Origin of the sequence: Streptomyces sp. NPDC001380 (assembly GCF_042895785.1) — a bacterium.
Classification (GTDB): Bacteria; Actinomycetota; Actinomycetes; order Streptomycetales; family Streptomycetaceae; genus Peterkaempfera.
This window is the reverse complement of the sequence record NZ_JBIAWP010000005.1, coordinates 218,481-238,081: the sequence shown is the minus strand read 5'-3', so window position 1 is coordinate 238,081 and position 19,601 is coordinate 218,481. Positions and strand designations below refer to the sequence as shown.

Annotated in this window: 16 protein-coding genes; 4 read left to right on the top strand and 12 right to left on the bottom strand. The window is 78.7% G+C overall.

The genetic code is table 11. The features are described from left to right. The first annotated feature begins 59 nt into the window (after window positions 1-59). Window positions 60-821 carry an SDR family oxidoreductase gene (locus ACFY07_RS09135; protein WP_390868070.1) on the top strand — a complete coding sequence of 254 codons (762 nt, stop codon included), beginning with the start codon at window positions 60-62 and terminating at the stop codon, window positions 819-821. A gap of 158 nt (window positions 822-979) precedes the next feature. On the opposite strand, the gene ACFY07_RS09130 is transcribed toward ACFY07_RS09135, so the two are convergent. From ACFY07_RS09130 to ACFY07_RS09115, 4 genes are all read right to left on the bottom strand, one after another. After that, window positions 980-1,780 carry an enoyl-CoA hydratase/isomerase family protein gene (locus ACFY07_RS09130; RefSeq protein WP_390868121.1) on the bottom strand — a complete coding sequence of 267 codons (801 nt, stop codon included), beginning with the start codon at window positions 1,778-1,780 and terminating at the stop codon, window positions 980-982. A gap of 398 nt (window positions 1,781-2,178) precedes the next feature. After that, window positions 2,179-2,412 (bottom strand): helix-turn-helix domain-containing protein, encoded by a 234-nt coding sequence (locus ACFY07_RS09125; protein ID WP_230651658.1) that lies wholly within the window; start codon window positions 2,410-2,412, stop codon window positions 2,179-2,181. Between the two features lie 312 nt (window positions 2,413-2,724). Further along, window positions 2,725-4,323: an ABC-F family ATP-binding cassette domain-containing protein gene (locus ACFY07_RS09120; protein WP_230651443.1), complete on the bottom strand. Its 1,599-nt coding sequence runs from the start codon at window positions 4,321-4,323 to the stop codon at window positions 2,725-2,727. Between the two features lie 145 nt (window positions 4,324-4,468). Beyond that, window positions 4,469-5,479 carry a hypothetical protein gene (locus tag ACFY07_RS09115; protein ID WP_390868069.1) on the bottom strand — a complete coding sequence of 337 codons (1,011 nt, stop codon included), beginning with the start codon at window positions 5,477-5,479 and terminating at the stop codon, window positions 4,469-4,471. Window positions 5,480-5,649: 170 nt separating this feature from the next. On the opposite strand from ACFY07_RS09115, the gene ACFY07_RS09110 reads away from it, so the two are divergent. Together ACFY07_RS09110 and ligD are read left to right on the top strand one after the other, a co-directional pair. Continuing rightward, entirely contained in the window at window positions 5,650-6,540 is an 891-nt protein-coding gene (locus tag ACFY07_RS09110; protein WP_390868068.1) for a neutral zinc metallopeptidase, read from the top strand. Window positions 6,541-6,547: 7 nt separating this feature from the next. Continuing rightward, window positions 6,548-7,492, top strand: coding sequence for a non-homologous end-joining DNA ligase (gene ligD / locus ACFY07_RS09105; protein ID WP_390868067.1), 945 nt, complete (start codon window positions 6,548-6,550; stop codon window positions 7,490-7,492). A gap of 80 nt (window positions 7,493-7,572) precedes the next feature. On the opposite strand, the gene ACFY07_RS09100 is transcribed toward ligD, so the two are convergent. Further along, the gene (locus ACFY07_RS09100; RefSeq protein WP_390868066.1) at window positions 7,573-8,511 is read right to left on the bottom strand and encodes an LD-carboxypeptidase; all 939 of its coding nucleotides are present in this window, start codon (window positions 8,509-8,511) and stop codon (window positions 7,573-7,575) included. 149 nt (window positions 8,512-8,660) lie between these two features. After that, complete coding sequence (locus ACFY07_RS09095; protein WP_390868065.1) at window positions 8,661-10,064, bottom strand: M20/M25/M40 family metallo-hydrolase; 1,404 nt, start codon at window positions 10,062-10,064, stop codon at window positions 8,661-8,663. A gap of 290 nt (window positions 10,065-10,354) precedes the next feature. Here ACFY07_RS09095 and ACFY07_RS09090 point away from each other — a divergent pair, with 290 nt between their 5' ends. Beyond that, entirely contained in the window at window positions 10,355-11,608 is a 1,254-nt protein-coding gene (locus ACFY07_RS09090; RefSeq protein WP_390868064.1) for a glycoside hydrolase family 26 protein, read from the top strand. Here the strand turns inward: ACFY07_RS09090 and ACFY07_RS09085 are convergent. The 6 genes from ACFY07_RS09085 to ACFY07_RS09060 form a co-directional block, all read right to left on the bottom strand. Beyond that, on the bottom strand, window positions 11,530-12,849 hold the full coding sequence (locus tag ACFY07_RS09085) for a GNAT family N-acetyltransferase (RefSeq protein WP_390868063.1): 1,320 nt from the start codon (window positions 12,847-12,849) through the stop codon (window positions 11,530-11,532). The genes ACFY07_RS09090 and ACFY07_RS09085 overlap by 79 nt on opposite strands. Beyond that, a complete protein-coding gene (locus ACFY07_RS09080) occupies window positions 12,846-14,078 on the bottom strand; it encodes a Wzz/FepE/Etk N-terminal domain-containing protein (RefSeq protein ID WP_390868062.1) in 1,233 nt (410 codons plus the stop codon). Before ACFY07_RS09080 ends, ACFY07_RS09085 begins: the two co-directional genes overlap by 4 nt. Before the next feature lie 88 nt (window positions 14,079-14,166). Further along, window positions 14,167-15,336, bottom strand: a complete 1,170-nt coding sequence (locus ACFY07_RS09075) for a glycosyltransferase (RefSeq protein WP_390868061.1) — start codon at window positions 15,334-15,336, stop codon at window positions 14,167-14,169. Further along, entirely contained in the window at window positions 15,333-16,049 is a 717-nt protein-coding gene (locus tag ACFY07_RS09070; RefSeq protein ID WP_390868120.1) for a polysaccharide deacetylase family protein, read from the bottom strand. The genes ACFY07_RS09075 and ACFY07_RS09070 overlap by 4 nt, the downstream gene beginning before the upstream one ends. Window positions 16,050-16,182: 133 nt before the next feature. Next, window positions 16,183-18,132 (bottom strand): lipid II flippase MurJ, encoded by a 1,950-nt coding sequence (locus tag ACFY07_RS09065; protein ID WP_390868060.1) that lies wholly within the window; start codon window positions 18,130-18,132, stop codon window positions 16,183-16,185. Then, window positions 18,129-19,601, bottom strand: coding sequence for an O-antigen ligase family protein (locus ACFY07_RS09060; RefSeq protein ID WP_390868059.1), 1,473 nt, complete (start codon window positions 19,599-19,601; stop codon window positions 18,129-18,131). Before ACFY07_RS09060 ends, ACFY07_RS09065 begins: the two co-directional genes overlap by 4 nt.

The following is a 19,601-nucleotide window of genomic DNA, read 5'->3' as shown; positions in this document are numbered from 1 at the left end:
GCACGGCTCGCGGTGCGGCGGGGCGGCGCCCGCCGGGCGGCGGGGGGCACTATGGGTCCATGGATCTTGGACTGCGGGACAGAGTCTTCATCGTGACCGGCTCCACCCGGGGCCTGGGGCTGGCCGCCGCCCGCCAGCTGGTGGCCGAGGGCGCGCGGGTCGTGGTCACCGGCCGCGGGCAGGAGGCGGTGGACAAGGCCGTCACCGAGCTGGGCGGGTCGCCCGGCGCCCTCGGGGTGGTGGCGGACAACGCCGACAGCAGCACCCCGGAGCGGCTGGTCGCCGCCGCCCAGGCCCGGTTCGGGCGGCTGGACGGCGTGCTGGTCAGCGTCGGCGGGCCGCCCGCGGGCGCGGTCACCGCGATCGACGACGACCAGTGGCGGGACGCCTTCGAGTCGGTCTTCCTCGGGGCGCTGCGGCTGGCCCGGTCGGCGGCGGCCGCGCTGGAGGAGGGCGGCGTGATCGGCTTCGTGCTGTCCTCGTCCGTCCGGCAGCCCATCGGCGGCCTGGGGGTCTCCAACGGCCTGCGGCCGGGGCTGGCCATGGCCGCCAAAACCATGGCCGACGAGCTGGGACCGCGCGGCATCCGCGTGGTGGGGCTGCTGCCGGCCCGGATCGACACCGACCGGGTGCGGGAGCTGGACGCCCTGGGCGGGGACCCGCAGGCCCAGCGGGAGCGCAACAGCGCGGCCATCCCGCTGCGCCGCTACGGGACGCCGGAGGAGTTCGGCAGGGTCGCGGCGTTCCTGCTGTCACCCGCGGCGTCCTACCTCACGGGCGTGATGGTGCCGGTGGACGGCGGCGCGATGCGGGGCCTGTGACCGTACAGGGCCTGTGACCGTACAGGGCCTGTGACCGTACGGGACCTGGGGCGGTACGGCGCCCGTGGCCGTGCGGGGCCGGTGACGGGCGGCCGGTGCCGCGGGGGTCCGGTCCCCCCGGGCGTGCGGCGGGCGCCGCACGCCCGGGGGCGCGGCCGTCAGTCGCCCAGGCCGGCCAGGTCGCGCATGCGCCGGGCCTGGGCGGCCCGCTCGGCGGCCCGCTGCGCGTCGTGGTCGCGGCCGGCCGCGCCCCGGAGCAGCGCCTTGGTCTCGATCACCGCGTCGCGGGGCGCGGCCAGCAGGGCCGCGGCCAGGTCGCGGGCGGCGGCGTCCAGGTCGGCGGCGGGCACCGCGAGGTTGGCCAGGCCGGTGCGGACGGCCTCGTCGGCGCCGACCCAGCGGCCGGTGGCGCAGATCTCCAGGGCCCGGGCGTAGCCGACGAGGTCGGTGAGCGGCTTGGTGCCGGCCAGGTCGGGGACGAGGCCGAGCGAGGTCTCCTTCATGGCGAACTGCACGTCGTCGGCGACCACGCGCAGGTCGCAGGCGAGGGCGAGCTGGAATCCCGCACCGACCGCGTGGCCCTGGACGGCGGCCACGGTCACCAGGTCGGGGCGGCGCCACCAGGTGAACGCCTCCTGGTAGCCGGCGATGGTCGCGTCGAGGTCGGCGTCGTCGGCGTGGGCCAGCGCGAGCAGGTTCGGCTCGCCGGGGATGCCCTCGGGGGTGAACATGGCGCGGTCGAGCCCGGCGGAGAAGGAGACGCCCTCGGCCCGGAGCACGGCGACCCGGACCGTGCCGGGCAGGGAGCGGCCGACGGCCGCCAGCGCCCGCCACATGGCGGGGGTCTGGGCGTTGCGGCGCTGCGGGTGGCAGAGGGTGACGGTGGCGAGGGCGTCCTCCACCAGGAGGCGCACGCCCGCCTGCTCCCACTCCTGCGCATGGTCCTGCGCGCCGGTCACGGCTCCGGAGGTGGCGGCGGTTCGGTCGGCGGGGATGGTCACGGCAGCCTCCATGGTCGCGTCCGTCCCCGGAAGGGGACGCTACCGAAGAGTAACCACCGGGACGGGGCGCACGGAGGGCAGGGCGTCGGGCGGCCGGGCGCCGTGCGGATCGGGCCGGGCGGGCGCCGCACCGCCGCCGGTCCGCCCGGGGAGAGGTCCGTGCGGCGGACGGGGACCGTGCCGCGGACGGCCGCCCCGTGGACGGACGGCGCCGTGGCGCGGTACGGGTCGCGCCGCACGCCGGGCCGTGGTGCGTACCGGTCGGCGGTGCGGTGCAGTGCAGTTCGGTCACCGGTGCGACGGACCCGGCCGGTCCGGGGCGTCCGCGCCGGTGCGGCGGAGGTGCGTCGGGTCCGTCAGGAGCCCGCGACCGCCGCCGTCCTGGCCTTGCCGCGCGTGGCACCGCCCCGGCCCCGAAGGGTCACCCCGGACTCACTGAGCATGCGGTGCACGAAGCCGTAGGAGCGGCCGGTCTCCTCCGCGAGCGCGCGAATGCTCGCCCCGGAGTCGTACTTCTTCTTCAACTCGGCCGCGAGCTTCTCACGCGCGGCACCGGTCACCCGGCTGCCCTTTTTCAGAGTCTCGGCCACCCGTGCCTCCTCGTAGCAGTGCTCGGTCGGATTCCCATGATCACCCATGGGGGGCATCCTGGCCACCCATTCCGCAAGGTCGATACCGGGAAAGTGCGCACGACCGGTGGTGGCCGTCTCCCACAAGGGCGCCCACCCTTGCCCCGCACGCCCCCGAAGGGGTGTGCCGCGGCGGAGAAATTGCTGATCAACGCGCTTTTACCAGTAAAACGGAAGCGAAATAACCACCGGGGGTGCCGGTACCCCCGAAAGAAGGCACCGACACCCCCGGATATGCGCTCCGCTGCGCCGGACGAAGGACCTGCGCCGGGCTCAGGCCAGCGAGACCAGGTCGGCGTAGTCCGCGCTCCACAGGTCCTCGACGCCGTCGGGCAGCAGGATGATGCGCTCGGGCTGGAGGGCGTCCACGGCCCCCTCGTCGTGGGTGACCAGCACCACGGCGCCGGTGAAGGAGTGCAGCGCGCCCAGGATCTCCTCGCGGCTGGCCGGGTCGAGGTTGTTGGTGGGCTCGTCCAGCAGCAGGACGTTGGCACTGGAGACGACCAGGGTGGCCAGCGCCAGGCGGGTCTTCTCGCCGCCGGAGAGCACCCCGGCGGGCTTGTCCACGTCGTCGCCGGAGAAGAGGAACGAGCCGAGGATCTTGCGGATCTCCACCAGGTCCATGTCGGGCGCGGCGGAGCGCATGTTCTCCAGGACGGTGCGGTCCGGGTCCAGGGTCTCGTGCTCCTGGGCGTAGTAGCCGAGCTTGAGGCCGTGGCCGGGGCGGACCTCGCCGGTGTCGGGCTGCTCCACGCCCGCCAGCATCCGCAGCAGGGTGGTCTTGCCGGCGCCGTTGAGGCCGAGGACGACGACCCGGGAGCCGCGGTCGATGGCCAGGTCGACGCCGGTGAAGATCTCCAGCGAGCCGTAGGACTTGGAGAGGTCCTCGGCGGTCAGCGGGGTCTTGCCGCAGGGCGCGGGCTCGGGGAAGCGCAGCTTGGCGACGCGGTCGCTCTGCCGGACCTGCTCCAGCCCGGCGAGCAGCTTCTCGGCGCGGCGGGCCATGTTCTGCGCCGCAACGGTCTTGGTGGCCTTGGCGCGCATCTTGTCGGCCTGGGAGTTGAGGGCCGCGGCCTTCTTCTCCGCGTTGGCGCGCTCGCGCCTGCGGCGCTTCTCGTCGGCCTCGCGCTGCTGCTGGTACTGGCGCCAGCCCATGTTGTAGACGTCGATGCAGGAGCGGTTGGCGTCCAGGTAGAAGACCTTGTTGACGACGGTCTCCACGAGGTTGATGTCGTGGGAGATCACGACGAAGCCGCCGCGGTAGGTCTTCAGGAAGTCCCGCAGCCACATGATCGAGTCGGCGTCGAGGTGGTTGGTGGGCTCGTCGAGCAGCAGGACGTCGGAGTCGGAGAAGAGGATCCGGGCCAGCTCCACCCGGCGGCGCTGGCCGCCGGAGAGGGTGTGCAGCGGCTGGCCGAGCACCCGGTCGGGCAGGCCGAGGCTGGCCGCGATGGTGGCGGCCTCCGCCTCGGCGGCGTAGCCGCCCTTGGTGAGGAACTCCGTCTCCAGGCGCGAGTACTTCTTCATCGCGTTGTCCCGGGTGGCGCCCTTGCCGGTGGCGATCTTCTCCTCGGCGATGCGCATGTTGCGCAGCACCGCGTCCAGACCGCGGGCGGAGAGGACGCGGTCGCGGGCGAGCACGTCGAGGTCGCCGGTGCGGGGGTCCTGCGGCAGGTAGCCGACCTGGCCGGAGCGGGTGACGGTGCCGGCGGCGGGGATGCCCTCGCCGGCGAGGACCTTGGTGAGGGTGGTCTTGCCGGCGCCGTTGCGGCCGACGAGGCCGATGCGGTCGCCGGGGCCCACCCGGAAGGAGGCGGACTCGATGAGGACGCGGGCGCCCGCGCGCAGTTCGAGGGCGTTGGCGGCGATCATGGCGGTGGTGACTCCTGCAAGCGGATCGGCCCCGGGCGCGCACGGGGGCGCGGCTCGGCGGGGACCGGACGGACGGCGGGCCTGGGGGGACGGGGTGCGGGCCGCGCGCCGCTAATGCCCGGAGAGAACAGCCATGCGGGCCAGTCTACCGGTCGGCCGGGGAGGCCCCCGGGGGTCGTCCGGCCGGGCAGCGCTCCGCCGGGGCCTCGGCGGCGAGCCGCAGGGCGGGGTCGCCGCAGGCCGGTACCGGGGCGCCGCGCACGGCGTCGACCACCCGCACGCCGAGGACCGGGCCGTCCCACACCGCGACCCGCCGGCCGTCGAGCCGGTCGGGACGCGCCTGCGGGCCCGCCGTGAACCTCCAGAGGCGGCCGCCGATGCCGTAGCCGGCCACCTCCACCGTCCGGGCCCGGCCGCCGTCGCCGGTGCCCGTGCACGGCCGGGCGACCACGGCGGCGGCGTCGGTGCGGGCGGCCCGGTCGGGGGCGAAGGCGCAGCCGCGCGGCGGGGCGAGGATCCAGCGCAGGTCGCCGTCGCGGTCGCGGAAGCCCATGGCCAGCGCGGGGGTGAAGACGCCGAGCCACGGTTCGGGGCCGTCCACCGGCTGCAGGACGGTCCGGGCCCGGCCCACCGCGGCCGGCGTGCCGCCGGGACCGGGGGAGCCGCCGGGGCCGCCGCGGAGCCACGCGGCGAGGCCGGGCACGGCGCGGTGCCAGCGCACCCGGTGGCCGGCGGGCCGCACCGCCGTGAGCAGGCCGTCGTCCCAGACCACCACGGCGTCGCCGCCGGACCGCACGGCGTGCAGGGCGGCGGCGCCCCGGCGGCGGTAGGACCACAGGTGCCGGCCGGTACGGGCGTCGTACGCCTCCAGGCCGGGGCCGATCCGCAGGTCCAGCCCGTCGACGGCCAGACGGCCCGCGGCCGGGCCGTCCGGGCCCGGGCCGCCGGCGGACGCACCCGCGGAGCCGGCGGGGAGGACCCCGGCGGCCCCGGGGGCGGCGATCCGGTCGCCGTAGGGGGCGGGCCGGTGGGCGTGGGCGGCGGCCCCGGCGAGCAGCACCAGCAGGACGGCGGCCGGGGGCAGGGCCGCCCGGGGGGGCAGGCCGCGCGGCCGTGGGCGCGGCAGGGACGGGCGGCGCAGCGGTATGCGGGGCACGGGCGGAGCGTACCGGCGCCCCGGAGTTCCGTCAGGCGGATTCCGGCGGCCTGCGGCGGCCGGTCCGGGGAACGCCCGGCGAACGGCCGGGGATCGCGGCGGGCGGCCCGGGGTAGACGGGGCGGGAGGAACGCCCGCACCGGTGCGGGCCGCTGACGAGGCGGTGCAGGATGCAGTTCGACGACCAGGCGGGACTGGACACCTCCCAAGTGGAGGACCGGCGCGGGATGTCCGGCGGGCGGGTCGCCGTGGGCGGCGGCGTGGTGGGGATCGTCGGGCTGCTGCTCGCCCTGCTGCTCGGCGTCGGGCCGGACCAGCTGGGGCTGACCGGCGGCTCCCCGGGCGGCCCCGCGCAGCCGACGACGGCGGGGGAGCTGTCGCAGACCTGCCGCACCGGCGCCGACGCCGAGCGGCGCGAGGACTGCCGCATCGTCGCCGTCGTCAACAGCGTCCAGACCTTCTGGACCGGCGAGCTGAACCGGCGCGGCTACCGCTACAGCCCCGCGCCGACGGTGTTCTTCACCGGCAGCGTCAACACCGCGTGCGGCACGGCCGGCTCCGACGTGGGCCCCTTCTACTGCCCGGGCGACCGCAAGGTCTACCTGGACCTCGGCTTCTTCGACGAGCTGCACAGCCGCTTCGGCGCGAACGGCGGCCCGTTCGCCCAGGCGTACGTCGTGGCCCACGAGTACGGCCACCACGTGCAGGACCTGCTGGGCACCATGGACCGGGTCGGCGGCGACCGGCAGGGCGCCGACAGCGCCTCGGTCCGGCTGGAGCTGCAGGCCGACTGCTACGCCGGGGTGTGGGCGAAGCACGCCGAGGACACCCCGCAGCCCTCCACCGGGCGGCCGCTGATCAGCGGCATCACCCGGGCCGACATCGCCGACGGGCTCGACGCGGCGGCGGCGGTCGGCGACGACCGCATCCAGCAGCGCTACCAGGGCCGCGTCACCCCGGACACCTGGACGCACGGCTCCTCGGCGCAGCGGCAGCAGTGGTTCACCACCGGCTACACCACCGGCGACATGGCCCGCTGCGACACCTTCGGCGGCCGCTGAGCCCGCCGTGGGACGGGACGGCGGCCCGGACCCGCTGGAGCTGTGCGCGGACGGGCGGACGGTGGCGGTGACCCACCCGGGCCGGGTGCTGCACCCGGAGGCGGGCTTCACCAAGGGCGCGGCGGCGGAGCACCTGGCGGCGGTGGCGCCGCTGATGCTGCCCCGCGTGCGCGGGCGGCCCGCGTCGTTCCGCCGGTACCCGGCCGGGGTCGGCGGGGAGGTCTTCTCCGCCAAGAACGCGCCGCGCGGCACCCCGGCGCGGGTCCGGGCCGTGCGGCTCCCCTCCCCGGACAGCACCCGGGGGCGCGCCGAGGTGGAGTACGTGGTGGCGGACGACGCCGCCACCCGGCTGTGGGCGGCGAACCCGGCGGCGCTGGAGGTGCACGTCCCGCAGTGGCGGGTCGGGCCGCGCGGCGGGGTCCACCGCCCCGACCTGGTCGTCCTCGACCTCGACCCGGGCGCGCCGGCCGACGTCGTGGCGTGCTGCCGGGTCGCGGAGCTGCTCCGGGAGGTGCTCGCCGCGGACGGCCTGCGGGCCTGGCCCAAGAGGTCCGGCTCCAAGGGGCTCCAGCTGTACGTGACCGTCGCGGAGGCCGCCGCCGGCCGTACGGAGGCGTACGCGCGGGCCGTCGCCGAGCTGCTGGAGCGCAGGCACCCGGGGCTGGCGGTGTCGCGGACGGACCGCTCGCTGCGCGGCGGCCGGGTGTTCGTGGACTGGGCCCGGAACAACGCGGCCAGGACCACCGTCGCCCCCTACTCGCTGCGCGCCCGCGCCCTGCCGACCGTCTCCACGCCCCTGGCGTGGGACGAGGTGGAGGCCTGCCGGGAGGCGGAGGAGCTGCGGTTCACTGCGCCGGACGTGCTGGAGCGGGCGGAGCGGCGGGGCGACCCCGTGGCGGAGGTGCCGGGGACGCGGCAGCGGCTGCCCCGCGCCCCCGCGGCGGCCTCCTGACCTGACTGCCGCTCCTCTTGCCAGCCGTTCCCCCGGCCCGCCGGCGCCCTGGTCTCCCGGCCTCCTGTCCTCCCGGCCCGCTAGACGAGGCCGGGCGCCTCCAGGGTGAGGGTGGCGGCGTCGGCGTCCAGGACCGCGGGCACGCCGAGCGGCACGGTGAGGGTGGACGGGCCGTGGCCGAAGCCCAGCTCCTCGACGACGGGGACGCCGAGCGGCCCCAGGCGGTCCAGCATCAGGGCGCGGACCGCCTCGGCGGGCCCGCAGTCCTGCCAGGAGCCGAGGGCGACGCCCGCGACGCCGTCGAACACGCCGGAGCGCAGCAGCTGGGTGAGGATCCGGTCCAGCCGGTACGGCTCCTCGCCGACGTCCTCCAGCAGCAGGACCGCCCCCGCGAAGGACGGGCGGGCGTGCGGGGTGCCGCGCTCGGCCGCCAGCAGGCTGGCGCAGCCGCCCGCGGTGACGCCGCGGGCGCGTCCGGGCACGAGGGTCGCGGCGGTGGGCGAGGTGAGGACCAGCGCCGACTCCGGCTCCATGAGGGCGCGGCGCAGCCCCTCGGCGGTGGGCCCGTCCTTGACGAAGGTGAGCGCGGCGGCCATCGGCCCGTGCAGGGTGGCCAGGCCGAGGCGGACGGCGAAGGCCTCGTGCAGGGCGGTGACGTCGCTGTAGCCCACGAACGCCTTGGGCGGGGCGGCACGCAGGGCGTCCCAGTCCAGCAGGTCCACCATGCGCTGGGCGCCGTAGCCGCCGCGGGCGCAGACCACCGCGGCCGTGCCGGGGTCGAGCCAGGCGCGCTCCAGGTCGCGGGCACGGTCGGCGTCGGTGCCCGCCAGGTAGGGGCGGCCGGGGGCGACGTCGGTGGTGTGCGGGGCCACCTCGACCTCCAGGCCCCAGGAGCGCAGGAGGCCGCAGCCCAGCGCCAGGCGGTCGGCGGGGACGGGCCCGCTGGGGGCGACGACGGCCACCCGGTCGCCGGGGACGAGGCGGCGGGGGCGGGCGAGCGGGCGGAGGGGGGCGGTCATGGGCTCCTGCCGTGGGGGTCCGGGTGTGGGGGCCATCGTGCCACCGGCGGCGGGACGGCGCCGGTGCGGTCCGGGCCGCGGGCCGCCGGACGGCGGTGCGGGGGCGGTGCGGGAGTGCGGTGCGGTGCGGCGGCGGTCCGGGCGCGGGGTCAGCCCGCGGTGGTCAGGAACCGGTCGAGGACGCGGACGCCGAAGTGCAGGGCGTCCACCGGCACCCGCTCGTCCACGCCGTGGTACATGCCGTGGTAGTCGAAGCCGGGCGGCAGCCGCAGCGGGGAGAAGCCGTAGCCGGTGACGCCCAGCCGGGAGAACTGCTTGGCGTCGGTGCCGCCCGACATGGAGTACGGCACCACGTGGGCGCCCGGGTCGTGGGCGAGCAGCGCGTCGCGCATGGCGGCGAGGAGGGGGGCGTCGACGGGCGCCTGGAGCGGGACCTCCCGGTGCTGGAAGGCCCACTCCACGTCGGGCCCGGTGAGCTCGTCGAGGACGGCGCGGAACTCCTCCTCGCCGCCGGGCAGCACCCGTCCGTCGACGGCGCCGGTGGCGGAGCCGGGGATGACGTTCACCTTGCAGCCGGCCTGGAGGACGGTGGGCGCGGCGCTGTTGCGCAGGGTGCCGGCGACCAGGGCGGCGGCCTCCGGGTCGAGGCGGGCCACGAAGGCGTCCACCCCCGCGCCCGACGGGTCGTCCAGGCAGGCGGGGTCGAGCGGGGTCCCGGTGGCCTCGGCGAGGGCGAGCAGGGCGGCCCGCACCGTGGGGGTGAGGCGCAGCGGCCAGCGGTGGGTGCCGATCCGGGCCATGGCGGCGGAGAGCCGGGTGACGGCGTTGGAACCGTTGGGCTTGGAGCCGTGCCCGGCGCGACCGGTGGCGGTGAGCCGCAGCCAGGCGGTGCCGCGCTCCCCCGCCGCCACCGGGTAGAGGCGCTGCCCGGCCGCGGTGTGGACGGTGTAGCCGCCGGACTCGCCGATCCCCTCCGTGCAGCCCTCGAAGAGGTGGGCGTGGTGCCCGGCCAGCCAGGCGGAGCCGGCGGCGGCGCTGTCCTCCTCGTCGGCGGTGAAGGCCAGCACCACGTCGCGGCGGGGGCGGCGGCCCTCGCGGGCCCAGGCGCGGACGACGGCGGCCGTCACCGCGACCGTGCCCTTCATGTCGACGGCGCCGCGCCCCCACACCTCGCCGTCGCGGACCTCGCCGGAGAAGGGCGGGACGCTCCAGTCGGCGGCCTCGGCGGGGACGACGTCCAGGTGGCCGTGGACCAGCAGGGCGGGCAGGCCCGGCTCGGCGCCCGGGACGCGGGCGACCACGTTGGCCCGGCCGGGGGCGGACTCCAGCAGCAGGGGGTCGAGCCCGGCCTCGGCGAGGAGGCCCGCGACGTACTCGGCGGCGGGGCGCTCCCGGCAGTCGCCGCCGCCCCGGTTGCTGGTGTCGATGCGGATCAGCTCGGAGGTGAAGCGGACGGCCTCCTCGCACGTCGGCGCGCCGTCGGCGGCGGGCCGGGCCGCCGGGGCGGCCCCGGTCGGGCGGACGGTCCCGGTCGGGCGGACGGTCTCGGTCATGCCGCGGTCCCCTCGGTCGTGGCTGCTCGCTCCCGGCCACCGTAACCGCCGGGGGCGGGACGGGCAGCGCGGCCGGGGCCCGGTTCACCGGGGCCGTACATCCGGTGGAGCCGGAGGGGCGCGGCAGGGGGCGGCGGGTGACGGCCGGGTGCGGCGGTTCACGCGAAGGTGTCGCCGGATGTCCCCCGTGAGGGGAAATCACGCCCTCTGTCCGGTACGGCGGTTAGGGTCGTGAGGGCGGTCCGCGGCGCCCGGCGCCGGTCCGCAGCACCCGTCACCGAGGAGTCCCGATGCCGCTGGGCCGTCTGCTCCCGGGCCGCCCCGTCCCGGACCGCCCCGTCCCGGACCGGCCGCTCCCGGGGCACCCGCCCGGGGACCGCGCGCCCGAGGACGGCCCGCCCGGCAGCCGGCCGTCCGGACGCCCGTCCCCGTGGCGGCGGGCCGCGCTCCGGACGCCCTCCGGCCGTCCGGAGCGGGTCGCCGCCGCCCTGCTGCTGCTCGCCGCCGCCGCGGTGCCCCTCGCCCTCGTGGCGGACCGCGCCCCGGGGCCGCAGGCCGCCGACCCGGCCGTGTCCGCCGACGGCCTGCCCTCCTCCGACGGCCCCGACCTCACGGCGGTGCCCGACCACGACGTCCCCTTCGGCGCCTTCCTGGGCTCCTGGGAGGACGGCGTCCGGTCCATCGGGCCGCTGGCGCAGTGGCTGCACGGCGCCGACGTCCGGGTGGGCCACACCTACCTGGCGGGCAACGACTGGTCCGACATCGAGGGCGACACCCCCGCGCTCGCCCTGTGGAGCCGGTGGCGGCAGGCCGATCCGGACCGGATGCTGGTGCTCAACGTGCCCCTGCAGGCCGGGAACGAGGACGGCGTCGGCGACGCCGAGGTCCGGGACCTGATCCACCGCGGCGCGGACGGGGAGTTCGACGGGCACTTCCTGACGCTGGCCCGCAGGCTGGTGGACCTGGGCGCGGGCGACACCGTCCTCGTGCTCGGCTGGGAGATGAACGGCACCACCTACACCCACCGCTGCGGGCCCGACCCCGAGGCGTGGCGGGGCTACTGGCGGCGCGTCGTGGGGGTGATGCGCTCGGTGCCCGGGCAGCGGTTCCGCTTCGACTTCGCGCCGAGCCGCGGCCTGGACGCGGTGCCGTGGACGCACTGCTACCCGGGCGACGACGTGGTCGACGTGATCGGCATGGACAGCTACGACCAGGACCCCGGCGACACCTTCGACGACTACGTGGCGCAGCCGTACGGGCTGCGCCGGCAGGTGGAGTTCGCCGCGGCCCACCGCAAGCCGGTGTCCTACCCGGAGTGGGGGCTCTTCCGCCACGGGGACGACCCGGAGTTCGTCCGCCGCATGGTGGGGTGGATCCGCACCCACGACACCCTCTACCAGACCGCCACCGACTACTGCCCGCACGGCTTCTGGCAGTGCGGTGAGAACCCCCGCTCCAGCGAGGTCTACCGCGAGCTGCTGTCGGCGCGGCCGGGGGCGTCGTCGGCGGCTTCCCCGGAGGACTCCCCCGGCCCGCGGCCCTGAGCCGCCCCGTCCCCCCGGCGGGGGGCGCGCAGCTCCCGCAACCGGGTGCGGAGCGCCTCCAGCCACGGCAGGCGGGTGCGGGCCGCCCGGGCGGCGGCGCAGCGCAGCCGCACCGCACCCGCGTGGAGCGCGGCGGCGGGCGCGAGGCGGCCGCCCAGGACCAGGCGCTCGTTGCGGTCCAGGTCCGGGCGCCAGCGCTGCTTGTACGGTTCGGTGCCGCGCAGCAGGCTGAGCACCGGCACGCCGTCCCGCAGGGTGCGGGCCAGGGACTCGCCGAAGAGCAGGCCCGCGATGTCCAGGCGCTGCCGCAGGCTCGGGTGGGCCCCGTACATGTAGAGGCCCGCGACGGCGGGCGACAGCAGCAGGAGGTTGACGGCGACCAGCTCGCCGTCCAGGCGGTACTCCTGGACGGAGGCGCGCCCGGCCGCGACCATGCCCCGGACGGCCTCCCGCAGGTGGCCGCCGAAGCGCTCGCCGAGGTGCTCCGGGGTGGCGCCGCGCCCGCGCCACTGGAGCTCGTGCAGGCGGAGCATGGCGTCGACGGCGGCGGGCGCCCCGTCCGCGGGGACCTCGCGGACCTCCACCCCCGCCTCCGCGATCCGGCGCTGCTTGACCCGGTTGCGCTGGGCGGTGCGGCCCGGCAGGCGGCGCAGCAGCTCCTCCATGGGCAGGGCGGGCAGGTGCTGGCAGACCGAGTCGGGCAGGCGGCGGACCCGGCCCGGCCAGTGAGCAAGCAGCCGCTGGGCGGCGCCGTCGGGCCGCAGCTCGCGCAGGTCGGTGACGGTGCGGGGGAAGCGGGCGCGCAGGGCGGCGGCGAGCTCGGCGGCGGCGCGGTCGGCGCAGGCGTCGTCCAGCAGCACGTCGTTGTAGTCGCTCACCCCGGCCCCCACCGGGACCAGCACCCGGTACGGCGTCCGGCGGACCGTCAGGGCGGCCGCGGCGGCCAGGCGCCCGTCGCGGCGGACCAGCAGCAGGCGCAGCCGGCCGGGGCGGCCGTAGGCGCGCCACCAGGACGACAGCCAGGCGGCGGACTGGAAGGAGGTCGCGGTGCGGCAGCGGGCCGCCAGGGCGTCCCACTCGGCGGCCAGCTCGTCGAGGGCGCCGTCGTCGCGGCGCACCTCGGCGGTCCAGCGGGTGGCGGGCGTGCCGTCCGGCGGCGCGGCGTCCGCGGGGCGCGGGCGGACGGCGCCGGCCGGGGCGGGGGTGCGGCCGGGGAGCAGGGCCGTGGCGTCCTCGGTCACGCGCGGCTCCGGGTGCGGGCGGCCGCCCCGGCGGCGCGGGTGCGGGTCGCGGAGGGGCCGTCGGCGGCCGGGGACGGGGGCGCCTGCTGCCCGTCGGGGACGGGGAGGGGGGCGGGGGCGGTGCCGGCCCCGGGCGCGGCGTCCTTCCCGAGGACCGGCTTGGCGGCGGGCGTCCCGGAGAGGGCCGGCTGGGCGACGGGGGTGCCCGTGGAGAGCCGCTTCGGGACCCGGGGCTTCGCGGGCCTCTCGGCGGCGGGCTTCACGGCGGCGGACTTCGCGGCAGCCGGCGTCTCGGCGGCGGACTTCACGGCGGGCTTCGCGGCGGACGTCTTCGCGGGGCGGGATTTCGGGGCCGGGCCCTTCGCGGGCTCGGACGGCGCGGGCTCCGGCTTCGCGGCGACCGCCCTCCCGGCCGTCCTCCCCGCCGTCCTCCCGGTCGTCCTCCCGGTCGTCGGCCCGGCGGCCGGGGTCCTCGCCCCGTCCACCGCGGCGGACACCTGCGCGGCGGGCTCTCCCGCCGCCCGGACGGCGGCCGGGGGCGCCGCCTCCCCGGCCGGCCCGGCGGCGGACCCGGCCGCCGGCACCGCGGACTCCGGTGCCGCAGCCTCCGGCCGCGGGACGGGCACGGCCGCGGGCGCGGCCCCGGCCGGCGCGGTGGCGGCCACGGAGCCCGCGCCCTGACGGGCCGCCATCACCAGCCCGCCGAGGAGCAGTCCGGCCGCCGCGCCCACCGCGACGTCGATCGGCGCCGCGGGCGAGGAGGGCTCCGTGGGCGAGGCCGCCGGGGCGAAGTCGACGAGCTTCACCCGGGTCTCCCCCGTGGTGCCGTTGCCGAACCGGACCAGGGAGCGGGCCACGGCGTTGGCGGACCCGGCGGCGGCCTGCGGGCTCGGCGCGGTGCCCCGGACCTCGATCACCGGGGCGTCCGGGGAGGTGGTGCCGCCCACCTGGTCCGCGAGGGCGGCGCTCGTGGTGCCGATCTCGGCGGCGGCGCCGTAGAGCACCTGGGGCTGCGTCACGAGGCGGCCGTACGCCTGGGCGTAGTTCACCGCCGCGGCGGAGTCGGTGGCGTTCTGCGGCACCACCAGGACGTAGGCGCTGGCGCTGTAGGAGGGGGGCGCGGCCATCGCGTAGGTGCCGCCGGCGGCGGCGCCGAGCGGCACGGCGAGCAGGACGGGCCACCAGCGGCGGGCGGGGCGGCCGGCGGGGTCGCGGGGTTCGGCGGTCATGTGGGGTCCTCGTCGGGTGGGGGGTCGGCAGGGTCGGGGTGGGTGGGCGGGCCGGTTCGGGAGCGGGCCGGCTCAGCGGCGGGGCGGTTCAGCGGCGGACCGGCGCGGGTGCCGGGCGGCGCGGGGCGCCGACCCGGTCGTACAGGGCGCCGAGCCCGGCGGCGGTGCGGGCGATGTCGTAGTGGTGCACCGCCGGCGGCTGGGGCAGCGGCGGCGGGCGGTGGCCCGCGGGGGCGGCGAGGGCGTCCGCGTACGCCGCCGGGTCGGGGGGCAGCCGCCGCGCGCCGGGGGCGGCGCCGGGCGGCAGCCGGTCCAGGGCGGGGCAGCTGCCGTACCGGACGGGCAGTCCGGCGGCGAGGCCCTCCAGGACGGCCAGCCCGAAGGTCTCGGCGTCGGAGGGCGCGGCCAGCACGTCCACGGCGGTGAGCAGGTCGGGCACGTCGTCGCGCTCCCCGGCGAACACGGTGCGCCGGGCCACGCCGGCGGCGTGGGCGCGGGCCTCCAGGGCGGCGCGTCCCGGCCCGTCGCCGACGAGCAGCAGCCACGGCTCGCGGCCCGGGGCGGCGGCGCCGGCCGGACGGCGGGCGGCGAGCAGGGCCAGGGCGTCGACCAGCACGTCGAAGCGCTTGCCGGGGACGAGCCGGCCGACCGCGCCGACCACGTGGGCCTCCTGCGGCAGGCCGAGCCGGTCGCGGAGCGTCCGCCGCAGTGCGGCGCGGGCGGCGTCCGGGCGGACGTGGCGGGCGGCGTCGACGCCGTTGGGCAGCACCTCCAGCCGGTGCGGCGGCACGCCCCAGGCGGCGAGCCGGTCGCGGACGTCGTCGGAGACGGCGACGGTGGTGCTGCCGAGCCGTTCGGCGGCCAGGTACAGGGCCCGGACGCCCCGGGTGGCGGGGCGGCTCTCGATGCACCCGTCCAGCAGGGAGTGCTCGGTGGCGACCACGGCCCGCACCCCGGCGAGGCGGGCGGCGAGGCGCCCGTACAGGCAGGCCCGGTAGAGATGCGTGTGCACGACGTCGAAGCGGCCGCGGCGGACCAGCACGGTGAGGCGGGGCAGCACGGCCGCGTCCCGGTTGCCGCGCATGCCGAGGTGGTGGACGGGCGTGCCGTCGGCGCGGATGCCGTCGGCGACCGCGCCGGGGGCGGTGAGCACCGCGACCTCGCACCGGTGGTGCCCGGGCAGGTGGCGCAGCAGCAGCCGCAGCTGCTGCTCGGCGCCGCCGGCCCGCAGTCCCGTGATGACGTGGAGGACCCTCACCGGGCGCCGCCCTCCGGGCGGAGGCGGCCGGCCGCGCCGCGCAGGTCGCGCAGCAGGTGCCGGGCCCGTTTGGCGTGCAGGCGCAGCGGTCCGTCGCGGTCGCCGACGTACGTGCGCGGCAGGGCGTGCCGGCCGGTGAGCGGTCCGTGGGCGATGGCGCAGGCGTGGTCGTAGCCGACGGCGCGGACGGCGGCGGCGGCCCGCGCGTCCACGGCGCCGTAGGGGTAGCAGAAGCCGGTGACGGGGACGCCGGCGACGTCCTCCAGGAGCTCGCGGCTGCGGGCGGTCTCGTCGGCGAGCGCGTCGTCGCCGAGGCCGGTCAGGTCGGTGTGGAGCAGGCCGTGGGAGCCGATCTCGACCCCGGCCGCGGCGGCCTCACGGACCTGGTCCGCCGTGAGCAGGGGCTTGCGGGGGCCGTCGGGGTCCCAGGCGTTGTCGCCGCCGAGACGGCCGGCGACGACGTAGACGGTGGCGGTGAAGCCGCGGGCGCGCAGGACGGGCACGACGTGGTCGAGGAGGTCGGCGTAGCCGTCGTCGAAGGTGAGGCCGACCAGGCCGCGGGCGCGGCCGTCCGCCGCCGCCCGCAGCAGTTCGCCGACGCCGACGCCGCGCAGGCCGCGGGCGTGCAGCCAGCGCATCTGGGCGGCGAACCGCTCGGGGGCCACGGTGAGGAGGTAGGGGTCCTCCTCGTAGGGGGCGACGGAGTGGTACATCAGCGTCCACGGCGTCCCCGGCGGCGCGGCGAGCGGGGGGCGCGGTCCCGCGGCGGTGGCGGGCGCGGACGCGGGCGGTGGGACGGCGGGCCCGGGAGCGGGCGGCACGCCGGGTGCGGCGGGTGCGGCGGGTTCAGCGGCCATGGCGGCGGCCCCTCTCGGCGGCGGTTCGCAGGACGCGCCCGGCGGCGCGCAGCGGGGTGCGCAGCTCGGGCGCGCCGAGCGCGGCGGCGGTGGCGGTGAAGACGGCGGCGACGGCGGCGCCGCCCAGCAGGACGGCGGGCACCGGGCGGGGCCCGGCGAGGGAGGCGGCGGCGGTGCCGGCGGCCGCGGCGGCCGCGGCGGCGGCGGCCAGCCGGGCCTGCCCGGCAAGCACGGCGCGCAGGCGCAGCGGGATGCCCCGCAGCCGCAGCCCGTGCAGGAGGAGGGCGGCGGTGACCGCGATGCCCGCCGCGTCGGCGGCGGCCACGCCGGGCGCCCCGGCCCGGGACGCGGCGGCGGCGCCGACGCCCGCCGTGACGACCAGTCCGAGCAGCATGGCGGCGACCGGGTACCAGTCCAGGCGCGGCCGGGCCGCGCCTGGCGGCTCGGGCGTGCCGGCGATCCGGACGGCGGGCCGGGTGGAGAAGAACGGCCGGACCAGGGCGCCGGTCATGGCCTGGGCGAGCAGGCCGAGGCTGTACACGCGCATCACGCCGGCGGTGGCGGCGGTGTCCTGCGGGCCGAAGGCGCCGCGCTGGAAGACGACCGCCACGACGTCGGGCGCGCAGGCCAGCAGGAAGGCCGTGCCGCACAGGACGACGGCGCCGACGAGGCCGAGGTCCTTCTCGACCCGGTCGCGGGCGGCCCGCAGGTCGCCGTCGGCGACCGCGCGGGCGACGAGCGGGAAGGTGACGGTGCAGATCAGCAGGGAGGCGGTCATGGCCAGCTGGGCGATCTTGGCCGCGTAGTTGAGGTGCGAGATGGTGCCGGGCGGCAGCTCGGAGCCGAGGTACCGCTCGACGAACACCTGGGACTGCCGCGCGAGGGAGAAGGCGACGACGGGCAGCAGCACCAGCGGGCTGAGGGAGAGCGACCCCGCCGGGCGGCCGGCGGCACGGGCCGCCGGGATCCCGGGCGCCGGGCCGGTGCCGGTGCCGGTGCCGGTGCTTGTGCCGCGCAGCCGGCGGAGGAAGGGCGGCAGCAGCAGGGCGGTCATCAGCACGCTGCCGAGGGCCACGCCGGCGGCGGCCGCGGTGACGCCGAACCGCCCGTGGCAGGCGGCCAGGAGGCCGAGGATGCCGAGGTTGTAGACGACGGTGACCGCAGCGGGGGCGGTGAAGCGGTGGTGGGCCCGCAGGGCGGCGCTGAGGTAGCCGGTGACGCCGAAGGGCAGCACGGTGAGCGCGGTGATCCGCGTGCAGCGGACGGCGAGCGCGGGGTCGGGCAGGCCGGGGGCGAGCAGGTGGACGAGCTGGGGGGCGCCGACGGCGACCGCCCCGGAGAGGGCGGTCAGGGCGAGGCAGAGGCGGGGCAGGGTGGCGGCGACCAGGGCGCGGACCGGGTCGGGTGCGCCGGGGCGGGCGGCGCGGTCGCCGCGGGCGGCCAGCGCGAGGCTGAAGGCGGGGACCATGAGGAAGGCCATGGCGTCCTCGATGAGCAGCGGGGACGCGGTCTCGGGCACGGTCCAGGAGACGAGGAACGCGTCGGTGCCCTCGTCGGCGCCGAAGTAGCGGGCGAGGAGCAGGTCGCGCAGCATCCCCAGCAGCGAGCCGGCGGCGGTCAGCAGCGCGGTGACACCGAAGGCGCGGGCGACGAAGGACGCGCCGGCGGTCGGCGCGGCCGGATCCGGGACTGCGGACGCGGCCGGGTCGGCGGCAGGTGCGGGCGGGCCCGCGGCGGCGGGCGGCGCGCCGGGGGCGGCGGGGGCGGCCGGGACGGCGGGCGGTGCGGCGTCCTCCGGCGCGGGGGCGGCCGCCGGGACGGGGGCCGGCCCGGGGACGGGGGCCGGGGCCGGCGCCGGGACCGGGGCTTCCTCCGGGGCCGTCCCGGCGGCGGCCGGGACGGGGAGGGAGGACGCGGGCGGGTTCGGACGGGCGGTCACCGGAGGGCGTCCTCCCCCGCCGGTCCGGGCGCCGCGGGCAGCGCCCACCGGGCGGCGAGGCCGAGCACGACCGAGGTGAGGACCGTGGTGGTGCCGCCGATGTCCGCGTACAGGAAGTCCACGAGCTGCCAGACCAGCAGCCCGGTGGCGGCCGGACCGGCGGCGCCGCGCACGCCGCCGCCGGTCCGGCGCAGGCAGCGCACGAGCAGCACCAGGCAGAGCGCGGCGTGGGCGAGGAGGCCGAGCAGGCCCTGCTCGCTCAGCACCAGCAGGTACATGTTGTGGGGGGAGAGCAGCGGCTCGCGCCGGAAGCCGGACGCGGCGTCCTCGGTGTCGCTGCCGGAGGAGAGCCGCAGCGGGGCGTGGCCGTCGCGCTCCTGCGGGAATCCCTTGGGGCCGGTCCCGGTGACGGGGTGGTCGAGCCAGATGCGCCCGGCGGTGGTCCACAGGTCGTAGCGGTCGCTCACGGACTGGTCGGGGGCGGCGGAGACGGTGGCGATGCTGGCCAGCCGCGCCCCGACGCCGTCCTGCCCGCCGCCGACGCCGCCGGACACGCCCAGCAGCACGGTGGCGGCGGCCGCCGCGGACGCGGCGGCGCGCAGGGCGAGGCGGGCGTCGGTGCGGAGCAGCACGACGGCGACGGCGGCGGCGCAGGCGATCCAGCTGCCGCGGCTGAAGGAGAACGCCAGCGGCAGCGTCAGCAGCGCCGCGGCCGCGTACAGGGCGCGGCGGGGCCACCGGCGGCCGGGCGTGCCGCGCAGGCCGAGGGCGAGGCCGAGGGCGGCCAGCAGGCCGAGGGAGACCACGCCGGACATCGCCATGACGTCGAGGGCGCCGAAGGTGCCCACTGCACGGACGGGCCGCCCCGCGTAGGAGGCGCCGGTGCCCGTCAGGTACTGGTGGACGCCGACGGCGCCCTCGGCCAGCGCGGCGGTGACGAGGGCCCCGAGGACGAGGTGGAGGTCGCGCCGGTCGCGCAGCGCCAGCAGCACGGCGGCGGGGACGAGGACGAAGACCTGGACCAGGCGGACGAAGCCGGTGAGCGCGGCGGCGGGGTCGAGGGCCGCGGCGGTGGCGGCGGCCGCGGCGGCCGCCACGCCTCCGAGGAGCAGGCAGGCGAGCGGGGGCGGCGCGGTGCGGGACCGGCCGCACAGCAGCGGGACGGCGGTGAGCGCGACCAGGACGAGGGAGGCGACGTCGGCGGCGGTGACGTGGACGGCGGCGGCGACGTCCTGCTCCCCGCCGGGGGCGGGGAGGCAGACGAGCAGGACGGTCGCGGCGGCGGCCAGGGCGGGACGGCGCAGCAGGTCGAGGGCCAGGTCCCGGAGGGGGCCGGGAGCGGGTGCGGGCGCGGTGGGTGCGGGCGAGGAGGAGGCGTGCGCCGAGGGGGTGTGCGCGGAGGGGGCGCACGCGGGGGGCGGCTCCGGGAGGCCCCGGGGCGGCGCGGGTGCGGTGGCGGCGGCCTGCAC

Excerpts from the sequence above, each read along its gene's own strand:
- ACFY07_RS09135 (WP_390868070.1), top strand. The coding sequence starts at position 60 with ATGGATCTTGGACTGCGGGACAGAGTCTTCATCGTGACCGGCTCCACC.
- ACFY07_RS09120 (WP_230651443.1), bottom strand. The coding sequence starts at position 4,323 with ATGATCGCCGCCAACGCCCTCGAACTGCGCGCGGGCGCCCGCGTCCTC.
- ACFY07_RS09110 (WP_390868068.1), top strand. The coding sequence starts at position 5,650 with ATGCAGTTCGACGACCAGGCGGGACTGGACACCTCCCAAGTGGAGGAC.
- ACFY07_RS09100 (WP_390868066.1), bottom strand. The coding sequence starts at position 8,511 with ATGACCGCCCCCCTCCGCCCGCTCGCCCGCCCCCGCCGCCTCGTCCCC.
- ACFY07_RS09095 (WP_390868065.1), bottom strand. The coding sequence starts at position 10,064 with ATGACCGAGACCGTCCGCCCGACCGGGACCGTCCGCCCGACCGGGGCC.
- ACFY07_RS09090 (WP_390868064.1), top strand. The coding sequence starts at position 10,355 with ATGCCGCTGGGCCGTCTGCTCCCGGGCCGCCCCGTCCCGGACCGCCCC.
- ACFY07_RS09080 (WP_390868062.1), bottom strand. The coding sequence starts at position 14,078 with ATGACCGCCGAACCCCGCGACCCCGCCGGCCGCCCCGCCCGCCGCTGG.
- ACFY07_RS09070 (WP_390868120.1), bottom strand. The coding sequence starts at position 16,049 with ATGTACCACTCCGTCGCCCCCTACGAGGAGGACCCCTACCTCCTCACC.